The organism is Desulfofundulus australicus DSM 11792 (assembly GCF_900129285.1).
Taxonomy (GTDB): Bacteria; Bacillota; Desulfotomaculia; order Desulfotomaculales; family Desulfovirgulaceae; genus Desulfofundulus; species Desulfofundulus australicus.
Genome location: NZ_FQUW01000005.1, coordinates 26,450 through 41,944, shown reverse-complemented (window position 1 = coordinate 41,944; position 15,495 = coordinate 26,450). Strand labels below are relative to the sequence as shown.

The following is a 15,495-nucleotide window of genomic DNA, read 5'->3' as shown; positions in this document are numbered from 1 at the left end:
GTAGCCGGATTAAAAACGCTCGGAAATGGACTTGGCCTGCATGAATAATTTCAGGTAGTCCCTCCCGCCGGCCTTGGAATTGGTACCGGACATTTTGAATCCGCCGAAGGGCTGTACTCCCACCAGTGCGCCCGTGCACTTGCGGTTGAAGTACAGGTTGCCCACATGAAACTCCCGGCGGGCTTTTTCCAGGTGAGCCCGGTTGCGGGAATACACTCCTCCGGTCAGGCCGTATTCAGTGTCATTGGCAATGGCGATGGCTTCATCAAAGGTTCTGGCCTGGATAACCGCCAGCACCGGCCCGAATATTTCTTCCTGGGCGATGCGGGCGTGGGGTGCTACGCCGGCAAATACCGTCGGCTGAATAAAGTAACCCACGCTGCTGTCTCCCTGCCCGCCGGTGAGCAGGTGGCCTTCTTCACGACCAATCCGGATGTAACTCATGATTTTGTTAAATGAGGCTTCGTCAATAACCGGGCCCACATCTGTACCGTAATCTTCGGCAGGCCCTGTTTTTAGTTGAGCTACCTTTTCGGCCAGTTTATCCAGCACAGGCCGGTAGGCATCGCCCACCACAATGAGCCGGGAACAGGCGGAACATTTCTGGCCGGAAAAACCGTAGGCCGAGGTAATTACGCCGGCCACAGCATCATCCAGGTCGCAGTCCTCATCTATAATAATAGCATCTTTGCCGCCCATTTCGGCCGCTACTCTCTTGATCCATTTCTGGCCGGGGGCAATTTGAGCGGCTAGGCTGTTAATGTGCAGGCCCACATCTTTTGAACCGGTGAAATTGATGAAATGAATCAGGGGATGTCCTACCAGGAAGTCACCGATTTCACTGCCGCTGCCGGGCAGGAAATTAATTACTCCGGGGGGCAGTCCGGCTTCCTGCATGATCTCCATAAACTTATAGGCAATTACCGGAGTATTGCTGGCCGGCTTTAAAACCACCGTGTTCCCCGCCACCACCGGCCCTACCGTGGTGCCGGTAAGAATAGCCAGGGGGAAATTCCAGGGCGGGATGATGACTCCCACGCCTAAAGGCAAATATTCCAGGGTATTTTCTTCACCGGGGTAGGGGGTAACCGGCTGGGGTTGGGCCAGGCGGATCATTTCCCGGCCGTAAAACTCCAGGAAATCAATGGCCTCGGCGGTATCGGCATCAGCCTCCACCCAGTTTTTGCCTGCTTCCAGCACCATCCAGGCTGAAAGCTCATGTTTTCTTTTACGCATAATAGCTGCGGCTTTGAAGAGGTAACGTGCCCTGGCTTCGGGAGGGACCTGCCGCCAGCTCAGGAAAGTTTCTGCGGCTGTTTCTACTGCCCGCTGAGCCAGTGCCCTGTCAGCCCGCGATACCTTTCCCACGACCTCGCTGTGGCGGGAGGGGTTATATGATATTATTTTTTCTTCCGTATAAATTTGCTCCCCTCCAATAATTAGAGGATATTCCCTGCCCAGGCTGTTTCTGACTTTCTGCAGGGCTTCCTTCATTTTGCTACGGTTCTCTTCCCGGGTAAAATCGGTTAAAGGCTCGTTGGAAAAAGGTTTGAGCATTTTTTTCACTCCTTAAAATTCTTTAAAGTAAGTTTGACGGGATGGGATTTTCCGGTTACCTGGTCAATCAAACCACTGACGGTTCCACGAAAAGCTCACCGGTGGTAAAACGGGACAGGCTGAACATGTCTACGGGTAAAGTGGTGGGCAGACCCAGGATAACTTCCGCCATCAACTGGCCGGTCATGGGAGCAATCATGAAACCATGGCCGGAAAAGCCTGCGGCAACGTAAAATCCCGGTACTCCGGGTACCTCGCCCAGCACCGGCTGCCGGTCGGGGCTCATATCGTAGACGCCGGCCCATTGTCTGACCACCCGTACGTTTTTCAGTACGGGTAGCAGCCAGACCGCTTTCCGGGCCATTTGGGTAAGAAACTGCCAGCTGGAACGGACGTTGTATTCCTTGGGTTCGTTGGGGTCTCCCAGGCCCATAATAAAGCTGCCGTGGGGCGTCTGCTGGCAGTAAAGGTTGTGGTAAAAACTCATGACCATGGGCCCCAGGACTTGTTCCACCGGTTCAGTTACCAGGATCTGGTGTCTTTCCGGCACTATGGGCAGATCCACCCCCACCATGCGGCCAATTTCAGCCGCATGACCGCCCGCGGCATTTACTACCACCGGAGCCTGGAAGGTTCCCCGGTTGGTGATAACCGTTTTCAAAGAACCTTCAATTTTAATATCCCGGACTTCCGTATAAGTGTGTATTTTCACTCCCAGGCGTCTGGCCGCCCGGGCGTAAGCATCGGTTACCTTGAAGGGGTTGGCATGACCATCTTTGGGGCAGAAGGTGGCTCCCAGGAGACCCTCGGTATTTAAAAAGGGTACTATTTCCCGGGCTTCCCGGGGCGTTACCCAGCGGGCATCGATGCCCAGGCTTTTCTGCAGGGCCAGGTTTTTCTTAAACTGTTCTTCCATTTTGGGGGTATAGGCCAGGAGCAGATAACCCTCCTGTTTGATTTCAATCCCTTCGGGGTAGTCCAGCTCTTCAGCCAGGTGCTCCAGCCTGGCGATGGCGTACTTGGCTAAAAGGCAGTTGGTTTTGGTACCCCACTGATGGCGAAAACCGGCACCGCAGCGTCCCGTGGCGCCGGAGGTGAGGTAGGCCCGCTCAAGTACTGCCACGTCCCGCATCCCCCGTTCTGCCAGATGATAGGCAATGGAACAGCCGGTAACTCCACCGCCAATGATAATTACTTCATGCCTGTTCATCCGGGACACCTCCCCGGGCTAGGGTGCCCAGTTTTAAGGGTACAACCGGGGGACGGAATGTGGGCAGGGCCAGTTCAGCCGGATTCTGCCCGGTCATCCGGGCTATTTCACCGGCAATCAGAGGCCGGCAGGTACGCCCCTGACATGGCCCCATACCACAGCGCTTGAGCCGTTTTATTTCATCCAGGGTGCGGGCCCCTTCGGCAATGGCTTTGCGGATCTCTTCCAGAGTTACATCTTCGCAGCGGCAGATAATCGTCTTATCTTCCATAATTTTCACTCCTGGAATGTAAAAATCGAGGCCTGTCGCCAGGCAGAAATATAACGAGTCCTGAAAAAGGTTTATTTGATGGCGAAGTGCCGTACTTCCATGGCCAGATCTTTGGGTACGGCCAGCCAGATAACTGCGGTTTTATCCATCTTTTCCGTCTTTACTACTTTAACCACCCGTGCCCGGCATACTTTTTCTCCCGCCCGGTTCACTCCGGCCACTTCCTGGCCTTCTTCGGGGAGAGGGAGGAATTCGTAAGGCAATTTGATCAGAGCTTCATTTTCGCCGTAGGTCAGATCTACGACAAACAGGGCCAGTCCGGGGCAGCGGGTGATACATTGACCACAGCCGTTACATTTCTCATAATCTACCTGCGGTATTTCGTTAATATCCTTAAAGGGGCCAATGGCCTGCCGGGGACAGGCATGGCTGCAGGGATCGCAGGGAATGGGTTGGAAACATTCCGCTATAACCACCGGTCTCCTGGCCAGCCGTTCCGGCGGGGGTATCTTTTGGGCCAGGTCCTCCGGTGTGGGGACGCCATCGACGGCCAGCACGGTCTTCACCTCCAGTACCTAACCTATCATTGCTCTGCTCAGCCCGCTGCGGATCTTTTCGCCTACGGGACCTGAACGCAGGCTGTCCAGTTGCTGCTGTAACTCTGCGCGCCGGGCCTCATATCCTGTCTGGTTGTAGCCCAGGCTGTATGCGGCGTGCAGTCCGGCCAGGGCACCTTCCATCATTGCTGCCGAGGCCTCCTCAACACCTGCTGCATCGCCGGCCACATATACTCCCGGTACAGTGGTTTGCAGGCTGGCATCGCGGAGCGGCACGTGTCCTCCCAGCTGGGGGACGTAAACCAGCCTGCACCCGGCCTGGGCCAGCAGTTCCACCAGAGGGGACAGGCCTACGGAAAGGCAAATGGTATCCACAACAAGGTCTTTTTCCGTTCCAGGTACAGGCTGCCCCTGTTCATCAATCTGCCAGATGACAGCACCTTCCACCTGCCGCGTCCCGCAGGCTCTCCCGATGGTATGGCTGGTATAGATGGGTACTCCCGCCCGCCGTACTTTGGCCGCATGAACCCAGTAGGCGCCGATTTTCGGTGCAGCCTCCACTATGGCGGCTACCTCCATGCCGGCCTGCAGCAGCTGGTAGGTGACAATAACTCCGATGTTACCGGCACCCACCATAAGGACCCTCTTGCCGGGCAGGACGCCGTAAACGTTGACCAGCGTCTGGACCGCACCGGCACCGTAAATACCCGGCAGGTCATTGTTGGGAAAGGCCAGGGTTTTTTCTGCTGCTCCCGTGGCTACTATTACCCGGGCGGGTTTTATAAAAAAGATCTTCCCTTCCCGTTCCACTCCCAGAACTCCATCTTCATAAAAACCAAAAACGGTGGCACCGGTCAGAGCTTCAATGTGGGGATGGGACATTACCTGGCCGGTAAGTTCAGCGGCGATGTTGATCCCTCGCTCCGAGGCCCTGTGGCTTTGTGAACCGAAGAAGCGGTGGGTTTGCTTGATCAGCTGGCCTCCGAGCCGGTCCTGGCGGTCCAGGAGGGTTACCCGGGCACCGGCATTTGCTGCCTCCAGGGCGGCGCAAAGCCCGGCAGGTCCGCCGCCAATAACCGCAATCTCAACAAAACTAATTTCCTGGCGCATAGATTACTCCCTTTCCTTTCTGGCTTTCCACAACCATGCCCGGGCGCAGCTTTTCCACGCATATGCGCACGTTGGGCTCCCCATTTACCGTCATGAGACAGGAGGAACAATTACCTATGGCACAGAAAAGTCCCCGGGGGCGGTGGAGTACAGGGCTTTCCCGCATGATCCTGATGCCGGCTGCGTGCAGGGCTGCGGCGATGGTTTCTCCTTCGTAACCTTCATACTCTTGACCATCAAAGGTAAACTTTACTTTCTTGCCCCGTTTAAATTCCAGAATCGGATGCTGTTCTATACGCATACCAGACCCCCATTTCAATTTGCGAAGGTTCCCTGAACCTTGACGGTAATTTTGTCTGCAGGTTTCTAACGCAAAATAAATACCAGGTATGGCTGGTTTCAATACCCCCTTGATAGCCGGAGAAGATTGATGATAATGTTTGCTATGTCTAATTAATTAAACAATATGTTTAGACAAATGTACATTTGCAGCTGGACACATGGATGGCAGGCAGAGCTTGGCCGGCCGGTTTGTATTGGGTGCAGCGCGAGATCAATTACGAAAATCAGCAACATTAAATAATCAGGGCAGGAAAGCAGAGTTTTGTCGAGAATAATATCTTAGCTGCCCATTACCGGAAGAAGGTGCACTATCGATGGAAGATCGCTACCAAAGAGAGATAAACTACCTGCGGGTTTCCGTTACCGACCGCTGCAACCTTCGTTGCCGTTACTGTATGCCCCCCCAGGGTGTATCTGTTGTGCCCCGGAGGGAAATTCTAAGCCTGGAGGAAATTACCCGGGTAGTTGAGGCGGCAACTGAAGTAGGAGTTAAAAAGGTGCGCCTTACCGGAGGGGAGCCTCTGGTGCGCCGCGGGATAACGGAACTTGTGCGGAAACTGGCCGGTATACCGGAAATTGATGATATAGCCCTTACCACCAATGGTATCCTGCTTGCCGGAAAGGCCGGACAGTTGAAAGCTGCAGGTCTTTGCCGGGTTAATATCAGCCTGGATACGTTGAAACCCGAGCGCTTCAATTTTATTACCCGGGGAGGCTCACTGGAGGCGGTGTGGCGGGGAATTGAGAAGTCCCTGGAAATCGGGCTTCATCCGGTGAAGCTGAATGCCGTGGTTGTGCGCGGCTTTAATGATGATGAAATATGCGACCTGGCCCGGCTTTCGATAAAACACCCCCTGCACGTGCGCTTTATAGAATTGATGCCCTTTGGAACAGCAGCCGGTTATTCCAGGGAGGGTTATGTTCCTGCCGCTGAAATCAGAAGCCTGATTGAAAAGGAGCTGGGCCAGTTGCAGGAAGTACGCAAGCTGGCAGGCAGCGGCCCGGCGCGTTATTACCGCCTGCCGGGTGCGCCGGGCACCATCGGGTTTATCAGTGCGGTGAGCGATCACTTTTGCGGTCGCTGCAACCGCCTGCGCCTGACTGCCACCGGTGCGTTGAGGCCCTGCCTGTTTTCTGAACATGAAATTGATCTCAAAGGCCCCCTGCGCCGGGGTGCTACCCGGGATGAACTGGCCGGGCTGATAGCCCGGGCCATTCAGGACAAGCCCGGCTGGCACAGGCTGGGTCAGGAAAATTTTCGCACCAGGAAAAACATGTCTCAAATTGGTGGATAGGAGCTGGTTGTAAGTCATGGGGGACATATGTTTGAGCCACTTTGACTCCCGGGGCCGGGCCCGTATGGTGGATATAAGCAAGAAGGACGATTCCATCCGGGAGGCTGTAGCCCGGGGAGAAGTAATCATGAGCCCGGAAACTTTAAATATCATTGCCGGAGGCACTGCGGCTAAAGGGGATGTCCTGGGGGTGGCCCGGCTGGCCGGGATCATGGCTGCGAAAAAGACGCAGGAACTCATACCGCTAACCCATCTTATTTCTTTGACCAGCGTAGCTGTTGATTTTCGCCTCCAGCCTCCCGCCCGGGTGGAAATCCAGGCCCGGGTGCGGACTGTGGGTAAGACCGGGGCGGAAATGGAGGCGCTTACAGCCGTAAGTGTGGCTGCTTTAACCATCTATGACATGTGCAAAGCCGTGGACCGGTCCATGGTTATTCAGAACATCCGCCTGATCAGTAAAAGTGGCGGTAAAAGCGGTGAATTCTGGCGGGAAGGGGAAGAAAAATGGGAGTAATTGTGGCAGTATGCACCAGTTCGGAAAAAGGAACGCGTAAGAAGAATGTTGGTTCAGGAATGCTGGTGGCCGGCCACGGCCTGGAAGGGGATGCCCATGCCGGCCCCTGGCATCGCCAGGTCAGCCTCCTGGCGATGGAAAGCATAGAGAAAATGCGCCGGCGGGGCCTGGATGTCAGGCCCGGGGATTTTGCCGAAAATATTACCACTGAGGGGATAGACCTGGCCAGCCTGCCCGTAGGTACCCTCCTGGCCATCGGTCCCCAGGCCGTTGGAGAAGTAACCCAGATCGGTAAGGAGTGTCATTCGGCCTGCGAGATTCGCCGGCTGACCGGTGATTGTATAATGCCCCGGGAGGGTATTTTTGTACGCATCCTCTCCGGTGGCCCGGTAAAGGTGGGGGACCGGATAGAGGTTCTCAAACCGGGGAGCAACTGCGGAAGGTGAAGGGCATGTCCGTTCCCCCTGGAATATGCATTGTTGGGAGTTCCGGTACGGGTAAAACTACCTTTCTGGAAAAGCTGATTGGGGAGCTTGAGCGGCGCGGTTTCCGGGTGGGAACCATCAAGCACCACCACGGTGATTTTGAAATGGATAAGCCGGGCAAGGATACCTGGCGCCATGCCCGGGCCGGTGCCCGGTCGGTATGTATTTCCTCTCCCCGGAAATTTGCCCTCATCCGCCAGGTGGAGGAGGAACTATCTCTGCAGGAGATAGTTCCGCTGCTTGGTCCGGTGGATATTGTTCTCGCTGAAGGTTATAAGAAGGGCGACTGGCCCCAGATCGAGGTGTGTCCACCCGGTGAAACTGCTGCCCGGGTGGGGAGAAAAGACCGGTTAATTGCCCTGGTTGGTGATGGTACCGCTCAGGATGAACTTCCCTGTTTTGGTAGAGAAGATGTGGGGATGGTGGCGGATTTTATTGTTGATTTCCTGGGTCTGAACTAACCTTGGGAAGGGTGATAATTATGGCCGTGGTGGAAGTAAGCATCGTTCCCGTCGGTACCGGCGATACCAGCTTGAGCGCTTATGTCGCCCGGTGCCTGGAGGTTTTAAAAGATGAAAAGCATATCCGTTATCAGCTCACCCCCATGGGGACTATTATCGAAGGAGATCTGGATGTCCTGCTGGCGGTGATTCGCCGGATGCATGAAGTGCCATTTGGCCGGGAAGTTACCCGGGTGGTAACTACAATTCGCATTGACGACCGGCGGGATAAAGAGCTGACCATGGCAGGTAAAGTGGCGGCGGTGGAAGAAAAAATTAAATGAAGTTAAGTTAGCCGGAGGGGTGGGGTTGAAATATTACCTGGATTTAATCGGGGATCTGGAGAGGGAGGATATTGCACCGGTTTATTTATTTTACGGTCAGGAGTCATATTTACATGAAAAAGCTGTGCAGAGATTCCGGGAAAAGTTAGTGAAACCTCCAGCGGGGGAATTCAATCTTGATATAATGGATGGCGAAGAGGTTTCCGCGGAGGATATTGTAATGCGGGCGCAAACACCACCTTTTATGGCCGGGTGGCGCCTGGTGGTGGTCCGCCATGCCCCATTTTTTACCGGTTCTCCTTCCAGCAGCAGGAAGGAAGGAGGATCTTCCCGGGCTGCGGGTAACCCCTTGCTGGCATACCTGCAGAAACCCGTTTCCACTACCTGCCTGATATTTACCACTACCCAACCGGTAGATAAAAAGGGGCCTTTTTTCAGGTCCCTTAAAAGTACCGGCCGGGCAGTGGAATTTACCTATTTAAAAAAAGGGGAACTGGTCCGCTGGCTGGAAAAGCAGGCGCGCCTGGCCCGTAAGACTATTACTCCAGCTGCTGCCAGTTTGCTGGTTGAGAGGATGGGGCCCGGCCTTTCGGTTTTAAGCCAGGAAATGGCCAAGTTAATTTCCTATACCGGTTCCAGGGAAACTATTCTGGAGGAGGACATCTATGAGCTCACCGTTCCTCTCCTGGAGGAGAATATTTTTAACGTTGTCGATGCCATTGGCGGAAGGCGGGTTGGAGCGGCGCTGGGGGGCATCCGTAAGCTGATGCAGCAGGGCCAGCCGGGTCCGGTGATCCTGGCCATGATAGCGCGCCAGTTCCGGCTTATCCTGCAGGTTCTGGAATTAAAAGTCTCTAGCCGGTCTTCCCGGGAACTGGCGGCAAAACTGGGGTTGCCTCCTTTTGTCGCCCAAAAGCTCCTGGCTCAATCCAAAAACTTTTCCAGGAAACAGGTTGTGCAAGTGCTGGAGAAGCTTTTAGATCTGGACCGGGCGGTAAAAAAAGGCAGGGTGGATTTTTACCCGGCCATAGAAATGTTCCTGCTGGAGATGGGGGCAGGGGAATAAAAAATATAAAATTAAAAAACCACCGCTCCATGCCGGGGTGGTTTTTTTATGCGTGCTTAAAAGTAAACACACCTAGCTTACCAGCCGGTTGAAACGCTTGGCCAGGCGGGATTTTTTACGGGCAGCAGTATTTTTATGTAGGATACCCTTTGTTACCGCCTTGTCAATGGCCCTCAGCGCACGGCGTAAAAGTTCCCTGGTTTCCTCCACACTGGCACCGGCCGCGAGAGCGCGCTCAAATTTTTTAATGGTGGTACGCAGGGCCGATTTCAGCTGCCTGTTCCGGAGGGTGCGCTTGCGGATAACTCTCATTCTCTTTAAAGCCGACTTTGTATTGGGCACCTCTTCAGTCACCTCCCAACAGCCCCCATTTTACCACGGGCTCATAAAAATTGCAAGGGTAACTGGTATAGCCTGTCGTTTTTTTGTTAAAGCTATGGAGCAGGAAAAGGAGGTGATTACCATGACGCAGTGGCTGGGTGTAATTGTAAGATTTATCGTCTCCGCGCTGGTGCTCATAGTGGTGAGCTGGCTGTCCCCGGGTTTTGTGGTGCGCGGAGGATTTGTGGGGGCGCTGATTGCTGCGGTGGTTATTGCCGTGCTGGGCTACATTGTAGAGGCCCTGCTGGGTGACCGGGTTTCACCCCAAAGCCGCGGAATTGTGGGATTTATAACGGCAGCAGTGGTAATCTACGTGGCCCAGTTTATCATCCCCAACCTGCTTAGCGTTAATTTGCTGGGTGCGTTGATTGCTGCCTTTATTATCGGACTTATCGATGCGGTGGTGCCCACGGTTTTGCGATAAAGCGGCCGGGCACTTCAATGCTCTGAAGGTATTTTTCATAAAGACCCCCTTCCGGACATAAAATGGTACAGGCTTATCCGGGAGGGGATTTTTGTGTATCCTGTTCTCTACAGCTACCGGCACCGCTGGTTATGGGGCAGGCTCTTTAGCATTCTGTTTTTGGCCGGTATTATTTTGATCTTCTTTGCTCTGATTACAGGGATAGGATTATTGTTTTTCCGCTCAGGGGGACAGGTATTATTTCCCCGGGATCCGCGGTTAATCCTGCGGGCCGCTCTCCCTCTGCACACTGCCGGTGGGGAAGAAGGGAAGGATTTTTCGGGTCCGCTATCCGGCTGGTGGTCGGTGATGGGCGGAGATACCGTCCTTCCCTGGAAAGATTCCCGGGACATGCTTCGTTCCCAGCTTTCCCTGCTGGCTTATCTGCAGGTAAAGCAGGAAGGAAGGGTTAATCCGCCGGAACCTGCTTCAGAACAGGCAGCCGGTGTACCTTTAAACTCTTCCGGAAAATATCTGGTGGCCATTTACCACACCCATACCGGAGAATGTTACAGCCTGACGGATGGTGTGGCCAGGCTGGATGGGAAAGAGGGGAGTGTGGTGCAGGTGGGAGAAGTTATACGCCAGGAGCTGGAAAAAAGATATGGCCTGCCGACCCTGCACATAAAAAAAATTCACGACCAGAAGTATAACTTATCATATATGGAGTCCGAAAAAACGGTGCGGGAGGTGCTGCAGGAAGAACCCCAGCTGGAAGTGCTCCTGGATATACACCGGGATGCCGGTAAGCCCCGCCGGGACTGCCTGGTAAGGGTTCAGGGAAAGGAAGTGGCGCCCATCCTGTTTGTCGTCGGTTCCGACGCCAGGGCGCCCTTCCCCGGCTGGCGGCAGAATGAACAGTTTGCCAGGCAACTGGCTGCGGCCCTGAATAAAAAATACCCCGGCTTGTGCCAGGGGGTACGGGTTAAAGAGGGGCGATATAACCAGTTTCTTCATCCCCGGGCGCTGCTGGTGGAAATTGGGAGTACCAACAACACCACTGCGGAAGCAGTGGCCTCGGCCCGGTTGTTTGCCGAAGTTTTGGGGGAAGAGGTGCAAAAACTGGTGAAAAACGGGGCTGCTCAACCGGGTGAGCAGTAAGAGGGCTCTTTACTCTCCGCCGCTCAGTTTGCGTGCGAAGGTGAGAAATCCGGTGTGGCCTACCATGCGGTGCTGGGGCCTGACCGCACGGCCTTCCACGTGCCATTGCCGGAGCATTACTTCCAGGGTCTCAATTAAACCAAAGGAACCCGATTTTTGCAGGACGGTGGTAAGGGTACGGGCCTGAACAATGGAAGGCAGGTAGGAACACAGAATGCCGCCGGGAACCAGGGCGCTGTCCGCAATCCTGACAGCCTTCCACGGTTCCGGTACGTCCAGGAGTAGCCGGTTATAGCCCGTTTCCCCGGTAGCTTCGTAAATATCCCCCAGCTTGAGTTCGAGATGGGAGGGTACGGTGCCGAAATATGTTTTTATGTTTTCCGTGGCACAGTCAAGCATGTCCTGGCGGAGATCATAAGCTACTACTTTGCCGGCCGTTCCCACCTGCCTCAACACTGCTATCAGCAGCGCTCCGCTTCCGACCCCTCCCAGAAGCACCCGATCTCCAGGCCCTATATCCGTCCAGACCATGATGATACCCAGGTCTTTGGGGTATATGATGCCGCTCTTGCGCGGCATTTTTAGTATGTAATTGGAAACAGTTGGGTAAAATACGTAGAGTTTTTTCCCTCCGGAAGTCCTGACCATACTGCCCGGTTCCAGGCCCAGAACTTCATCATGATCAATGTAACCCCAGTAGGTATTCAGGCGTTTCCCCGGGGTAAGGCGCTGTAATAATTGAAAACGTTCGTCGGCAAAGACAACCAGTTCTCCTTCTGCAAGCGGCATGGTAACACTCCTTCCAGCAGATATCTCTTTCTGGCGTAAAGGCCCGCATTTCCTCTTTAAGCATTTACATTATATTTTACCATTATAATACCTGCAGAAAAGGTCTTCTTCCTTACCGGCCGTTCTGCCGGATTTGGAAAACCCTGTCAGCTTCCACCAACCTGGCCGGCCGGCAACCTTCCCTGTATAAAAAGTAAATTAAATGCTCAATAATGGAACACAGGGAGTGAGATCAGGAGTATGAGCTGGTGGAGGACGGTTGTTGTTCTGGGAATTTTCCTGGGCCTGGTGGTTTTCGGCCTGGAGGTGGTGCTGGCAGGGTATAACCAGTTTCTTCTACCCCCGGGCCCCCTCCGGCTGGAGCAACTGGCCAGGGCATTTGGTGACCACCTGCAGGAGCTGGTAGAACTGGCTGCCCGGTATACTCCGGACTTCAAGTGGTAAGTCCGGAATAAGAATTCTTTTCACCTCCGATGATTGATGTTATAATATGTCTCTGAGAGATTTGAGGATGGTGATTGCGGGCATGGGGAGAGAACGCATCCGTAATTTTTGCATCATTGCCCACATTGATCACGGTAAGTCCACCCTGGCCGACAGGCTTTTAGAATACACGGGAGCCCTCAGCCCGCGGGAGATGACCGACCAGGTTCTGGACCAGATGGATCTGGAACGGGAGAGGGGCATTACCATTAAGCTGCAGGCAGTGCGGCTGGCTTACCAGGCCGAAGACGGGATTGAATACCAGTTGAACTTGATCGATACTCCCGGGCATGTGGACTTTAGTTATGAAGTTTCCCGCAGCCTGGCGGCCTGCGAGGGAGCGCTGCTGGTGGTGGATGCGGCCCAGGGAATCGAGGCCCAAACCCTGGCCAACGTGTACCTGGCCATTGAAAACGATCTGGAAATTATCCCGGTGATTAATAAAATTGACCTGCCTGCGGCTGATCCCGAGCGGGTGAAACAGGAAATCGAAGATGTGATCGGGCTGGATGCTTCCGGGGCCATTTTGGTTTCAGCCAAGTTTGGGACCGGAGTAAAGGAGCTTTTGGAGGCCATCGTGCAGCGTATCCCACCTCCCAGGGGTAACCCCGCTGCTCCTTTAAAAGCTCTTATTTTTGATTCCCATTATGACCCCTATAAAGGGGTTATTGCCTATGTGCGTGTGGTGGATGGCCACCTGGAAGAGGGCATGCACATAAAAATGATGTCCACCGGAAAGGAATTTGAGGTCAGCGAGGTGGGTATCTTCAGGCCGGCCATGACTCCCACGGGACGGCTGGATGCCGGTCAGGTGGGATATGTGGCTGCGGGTATAAAAAATGTAAGGGACACCCGGGTGGGTGACACCATCACCGATGCTGCCCGTCCGGCGGAAAAGCCCTTGCCCGGTTACCGCAAAGTGACGCCCATGGTTTATTGCGGCCTTTATCCCGTGGATGCGGTGGATTACGGTGCTCTGCGGGACGCCCTGGAAAAATTGAAGTTGAACGATGCCTCCCTGGTTTATGAGCCGGAAACCTCCGAGGCCCTGGGTTTTGGTTTTCGCTGCGGCTTCCTGGGATTGCTGCACATGGAAATTATCCAGGAGCGGCTGGAGCGGGAATACGGCCTGAATTTAATTACCACCGCACCCAACGTGGTCTACAGGGTTGTTACCACTTCGGGGGAAGAGCTTTACATCGACAACCCGACCAGAATTCCGCCAGCGGGGAAGTTGGCCCGGATGGAGGAACCATTTGTTACTGCCACCATCATGGTGCCTAAAGAGTATGTGGGATCGGTAATGGACCTGGCCCAGGAACGCCGGGGTACTTTTAAAACCATGGAGTACCTGGGGGAAAACCGGGTCATGCTCGTTTACGACCTGCCCCTGGCCGAGGTTATTTTTGATTTTTTTGACCAGCTGAAATCCCGTACCCGGGGTTATGCTTCCCTGGATTATGAACTGGCGGGTTACAGGGAAAGCGATCTGGTAAAGCTGGATATTTTGATCAATGGTGAGCCGGTGGATGCGCTGACCTGTATTGTTCACCGGGACAAGGCCTATCACCGTGGACGGCAGCTGGTTGAAAAGCTGCGCAGCTTGATTCCCCGGCAGTTGTTTGATGTACCCGTTCAGGCAGCTATCGGTAGCCGTGTAATTGCCCGTGAGACCATCAAGGCCAGGCGCAAGGATGTGCTGGCTAAATGTTACGGCGGTGACGTTACCCGTAAGCGCAAGCTCCTGGAAAAACAAAAGGAAGGCAAAAAACGAATGAAACAGGTAGGCAGCGTGGAAATTCCTCAAGAGGCCTTTATGGCTGTGTTGAGCATAGAAGATAAATGAAGTAACCCGGGGAGTGAGCCTGTGGCCATCAGCCTGTATATTCATGTTCCCTTTTGCCTGCGTAAATGCCGTTACTGTGATTTTGTTTCCTATGTTTATGACCCGGAAGCCGCCCGCCGGTACCGGGTCGCTCTTTTACGGGAAATGGCCCTTTATCATGAACACCTGTCGCCGCAGGAGAGGGTTCTCAAAACCATTTTCATCGGTGGCGGTACACCCACCTGCCTGCCGCAGGGGGAGCTGGTGGCCATACTGGAAGGCTGCCGCCGTTATTTCCACTGGTCTTCCGGGGTGGAGGTAACTGTGGAAGCCAACCCCGGAACAGTGGACCTGTCCGGATTAAAAGCCCTGTATGCGGCCGGGGTCAACCGCCTTTCCCTCGGGGTGCAGGCGTGTTCGGAACACCTTTTGAAGTTGCTGGGGCGGGTCCATAGTTTTTCCCAGGCTGTGGAGGCGGTAAGGCTGGCCCGCCGGGCCGGTTTTGGCAATCTCAACCTGGATCTCATTTTTGCCCTTCCCGGTCAGAGCCTGGCGGATTGGAGAAAGTGCCTGGAAGAAATACTTATCCTGGAGCCCGAGCACATTTCGGCCTATGCGCTGCAGCTTGAAGAAGGAACACCCCTGGCCCGGGCGGTGGCCAGTGGCAGTATCCCCTGCTGTGACGAGGAAACGGAACTGGCCATGTACCGGGAGGTGATAAATTTTCTTACGGCCCGGGGTTACGAGCATTATGAGATCTCCAATTTTGCCCGTCCCGGTTACCGTTGCCGGCATAATCTATCCTACTGGCAGTATGAACCATATCTCGGCCTGGGCCCGGCAGCCCATTCCTGCCTGCGGGGGGAGCGCTTTTACAATACCTCTTCCCTGGAGGAATACCGGGCGACTCTTTCCTCAGGAAAATTGCCGGTGGCCGGCCGCGAGAAATTATCCCTTCCTCTAATGATGTCGGAAACAGTGTTTTTAGCTCTTCGCCTCAGGGAGGGGCTGGACCTGGAAAAATTTAGAGCCCGTTTTGGGAAAAATATTGAAGAGGTATTTGGGGATCAAATCCTGAAGTTAAAGGAAGCGGGACTCCTGGAAGTTTGTTCCGGGCATTTGAGGTTAACTCCGCGGGGCTTACCCCTGGCCAACCTGGTTTTCCAGGAATTTGTGCTGCCTTGACAAATGTTCAGCCGGGTGCTATGTTAAACTTAACAGGGTTTAGCACTCAATGCGATCGAGTGCTAACAAAGGGGGTG

Annotated in this window: 19 protein-coding genes; 11 read left to right on the top strand and 8 right to left on the bottom strand. The window is 54.3% G+C overall.

Annotation, left to right across the window (positions count from 1 at the left end):
* Positions 1 to 9 precede the first annotated feature (9 nt).
* The 6 genes from pruA to BUB44_RS01100 all read right to left on the bottom strand — a co-directional run bounded on the left by pruA (position 10) and on the right by BUB44_RS01100 (position 5,006).
* Entirely contained in the window at positions 10 to 1,557 is a 1,548-nt protein-coding gene (gene pruA, locus BUB44_RS01125) for an L-glutamate gamma-semialdehyde dehydrogenase (protein WP_073162546.1), read from the bottom strand.
* A gap of 67 nt (positions 1,558 to 1,624) precedes the next feature.
* Positions 1,625 to 2,767, bottom strand: coding sequence for an NAD(P)/FAD-dependent oxidoreductase (locus BUB44_RS01120; protein WP_027355583.1), 1,143 nt, complete (start codon positions 2,765 to 2,767; stop codon positions 1,625 to 1,627).
* Positions 2,754 to 3,038: a (2Fe-2S)-binding protein gene (locus BUB44_RS01115; RefSeq protein ID WP_027355582.1), complete on the bottom strand. Its 285-nt coding sequence runs from the start codon at positions 3,036 to 3,038 to the stop codon at positions 2,754 to 2,756. Before BUB44_RS01115 ends, BUB44_RS01120 begins: the two co-directional genes overlap by 14 nt.
* Positions 3,039 to 3,109: 71 nt before the next feature.
* Complete coding sequence (locus BUB44_RS01110) at positions 3,110 to 3,595, bottom strand: 4Fe-4S binding protein (protein ID WP_027355581.1); 486 nt, start codon at positions 3,593 to 3,595, stop codon at positions 3,110 to 3,112.
* Between the two features lie 18 nt (positions 3,596 to 3,613).
* Positions 3,614 to 4,705 (bottom strand): NAD(P)/FAD-dependent oxidoreductase, encoded by a 1,092-nt coding sequence (locus tag BUB44_RS01105; protein ID WP_073162544.1) that lies wholly within the window; start codon positions 4,703 to 4,705, stop codon positions 3,614 to 3,616.
* The gene (locus tag BUB44_RS01100) at positions 4,689 to 5,006 is read right to left on the bottom strand and encodes a (2Fe-2S)-binding protein (protein ID WP_027355579.1); all 318 of its coding nucleotides are present in this window, start codon (positions 5,004 to 5,006) and stop codon (positions 4,689 to 4,691) included. Before BUB44_RS01100 ends, BUB44_RS01105 begins: the two co-directional genes overlap by 17 nt.
* Before the next feature lie 355 nt (positions 5,007 to 5,361).
* Between BUB44_RS01100 and moaA the strand changes: the two genes are divergently transcribed.
* Genes moaA through holA form a run of 6 tightly spaced genes read left to right on the top strand, consistent with a single transcriptional unit; the run spans position 5,362 to position 9,191 of the window.
* The gene (gene moaA, locus BUB44_RS01095) at positions 5,362 to 6,342 is read left to right on the top strand and encodes a GTP 3',8-cyclase MoaA (protein ID WP_073162543.1); all 981 of its coding nucleotides are present in this window, start codon (positions 5,362 to 5,364) and stop codon (positions 6,340 to 6,342) included.
* Between the two features lie 16 nt (positions 6,343 to 6,358).
* The gene (gene moaC / locus BUB44_RS01090; protein ID WP_073162541.1) at positions 6,359 to 6,856 is read left to right on the top strand and encodes a cyclic pyranopterin monophosphate synthase MoaC; all 498 of its coding nucleotides are present in this window, start codon (positions 6,359 to 6,361) and stop codon (positions 6,854 to 6,856) included.
* Positions 6,847 to 7,302 (top strand): MOSC domain-containing protein, encoded by a 456-nt coding sequence (locus BUB44_RS01085; protein WP_073162539.1) that lies wholly within the window; start codon positions 6,847 to 6,849, stop codon positions 7,300 to 7,302. The genes moaC and BUB44_RS01085 overlap by 10 nt, the downstream gene beginning before the upstream one ends.
* Positions 7,303 to 7,307: 5 nt before the next feature.
* The gene (gene mobB, locus BUB44_RS01080; RefSeq protein WP_073162537.1) at positions 7,308 to 7,802 is read left to right on the top strand and encodes a molybdopterin-guanine dinucleotide biosynthesis protein B; all 495 of its coding nucleotides are present in this window, start codon (positions 7,308 to 7,310) and stop codon (positions 7,800 to 7,802) included.
* Positions 7,803 to 7,822: 20 nt separating this feature from the next.
* Positions 7,823 to 8,125, top strand: coding sequence for an MTH1187 family thiamine-binding protein (locus BUB44_RS01075; protein ID WP_073162535.1), 303 nt, complete (start codon positions 7,823 to 7,825; stop codon positions 8,123 to 8,125).
* Positions 8,126 to 8,150: 25 nt separating this feature from the next.
* Positions 8,151 to 9,191, top strand: coding sequence for a DNA polymerase III subunit delta (gene holA, locus BUB44_RS01070; protein WP_073162534.1), 1,041 nt, complete (start codon positions 8,151 to 8,153; stop codon positions 9,189 to 9,191).
* A gap of 72 nt (positions 9,192 to 9,263) precedes the next feature.
* On the opposite strand, the gene rpsT is transcribed toward holA, so the two are convergent.
* Complete coding sequence (rpsT, locus tag BUB44_RS01065; RefSeq protein WP_073162694.1) at positions 9,264 to 9,533, bottom strand: 30S ribosomal protein S20; 270 nt, start codon at positions 9,531 to 9,533, stop codon at positions 9,264 to 9,266.
* A gap of 121 nt (positions 9,534 to 9,654) precedes the next feature.
* On the opposite strand from rpsT, the gene BUB44_RS01060 reads away from it, so the two are divergent.
* Entirely contained in the window at positions 9,655 to 9,996 is a 342-nt protein-coding gene (locus tag BUB44_RS01060) for a phage holin family protein (RefSeq protein WP_027355571.1), read from the top strand.
* Between the two features lie 93 nt (positions 9,997 to 10,089).
* The gene (gene spoIIP / locus BUB44_RS01055) at positions 10,090 to 11,136 is read left to right on the top strand and encodes a stage II sporulation protein P (RefSeq protein ID WP_073162532.1); all 1,047 of its coding nucleotides are present in this window, start codon (positions 10,090 to 10,092) and stop codon (positions 11,134 to 11,136) included.
* Positions 11,137 to 11,145: 9 nt separating this feature from the next.
* On the opposite strand, the gene BUB44_RS01050 is transcribed toward spoIIP, so the two are convergent.
* Positions 11,146 to 11,925, bottom strand: a complete 780-nt coding sequence (locus tag BUB44_RS01050) for a tRNA (adenine-N1)-methyltransferase (RefSeq protein ID WP_073162530.1) — start codon at positions 11,923 to 11,925, stop codon at positions 11,146 to 11,148.
* A 240-nt stretch (positions 11,926 to 12,165) separates the two neighbouring features.
* On the opposite strand from BUB44_RS01050, the gene BUB44_RS01045 reads away from it, so the two are divergent.
* The 3 genes from BUB44_RS01045 (at position 12,166) to hemW (ending at position 15,418) form a co-directional block, all read left to right on the top strand.
* Positions 12,166 to 12,369, top strand: a complete 204-nt coding sequence (locus BUB44_RS01045; protein ID WP_073162529.1) for a hypothetical protein — start codon at positions 12,166 to 12,168, stop codon at positions 12,367 to 12,369.
* Between the two features lie 82 nt (positions 12,370 to 12,451).
* Positions 12,452 to 14,254: a translation elongation factor 4 gene (lepA, locus tag BUB44_RS01040; RefSeq protein ID WP_073162692.1), complete on the top strand. Its 1,803-nt coding sequence runs from the start codon at positions 12,452 to 12,454 to the stop codon at positions 14,252 to 14,254.
* Positions 14,255 to 14,275: 21 nt separating this feature from the next.
* Positions 14,276 to 15,418, top strand: a complete 1,143-nt coding sequence (gene hemW / locus BUB44_RS01035) for a radical SAM family heme chaperone HemW (RefSeq protein ID WP_073162527.1) — start codon at positions 14,276 to 14,278, stop codon at positions 15,416 to 15,418.
* Positions 15,419 to 15,495 lie beyond the last annotated feature (77 nt).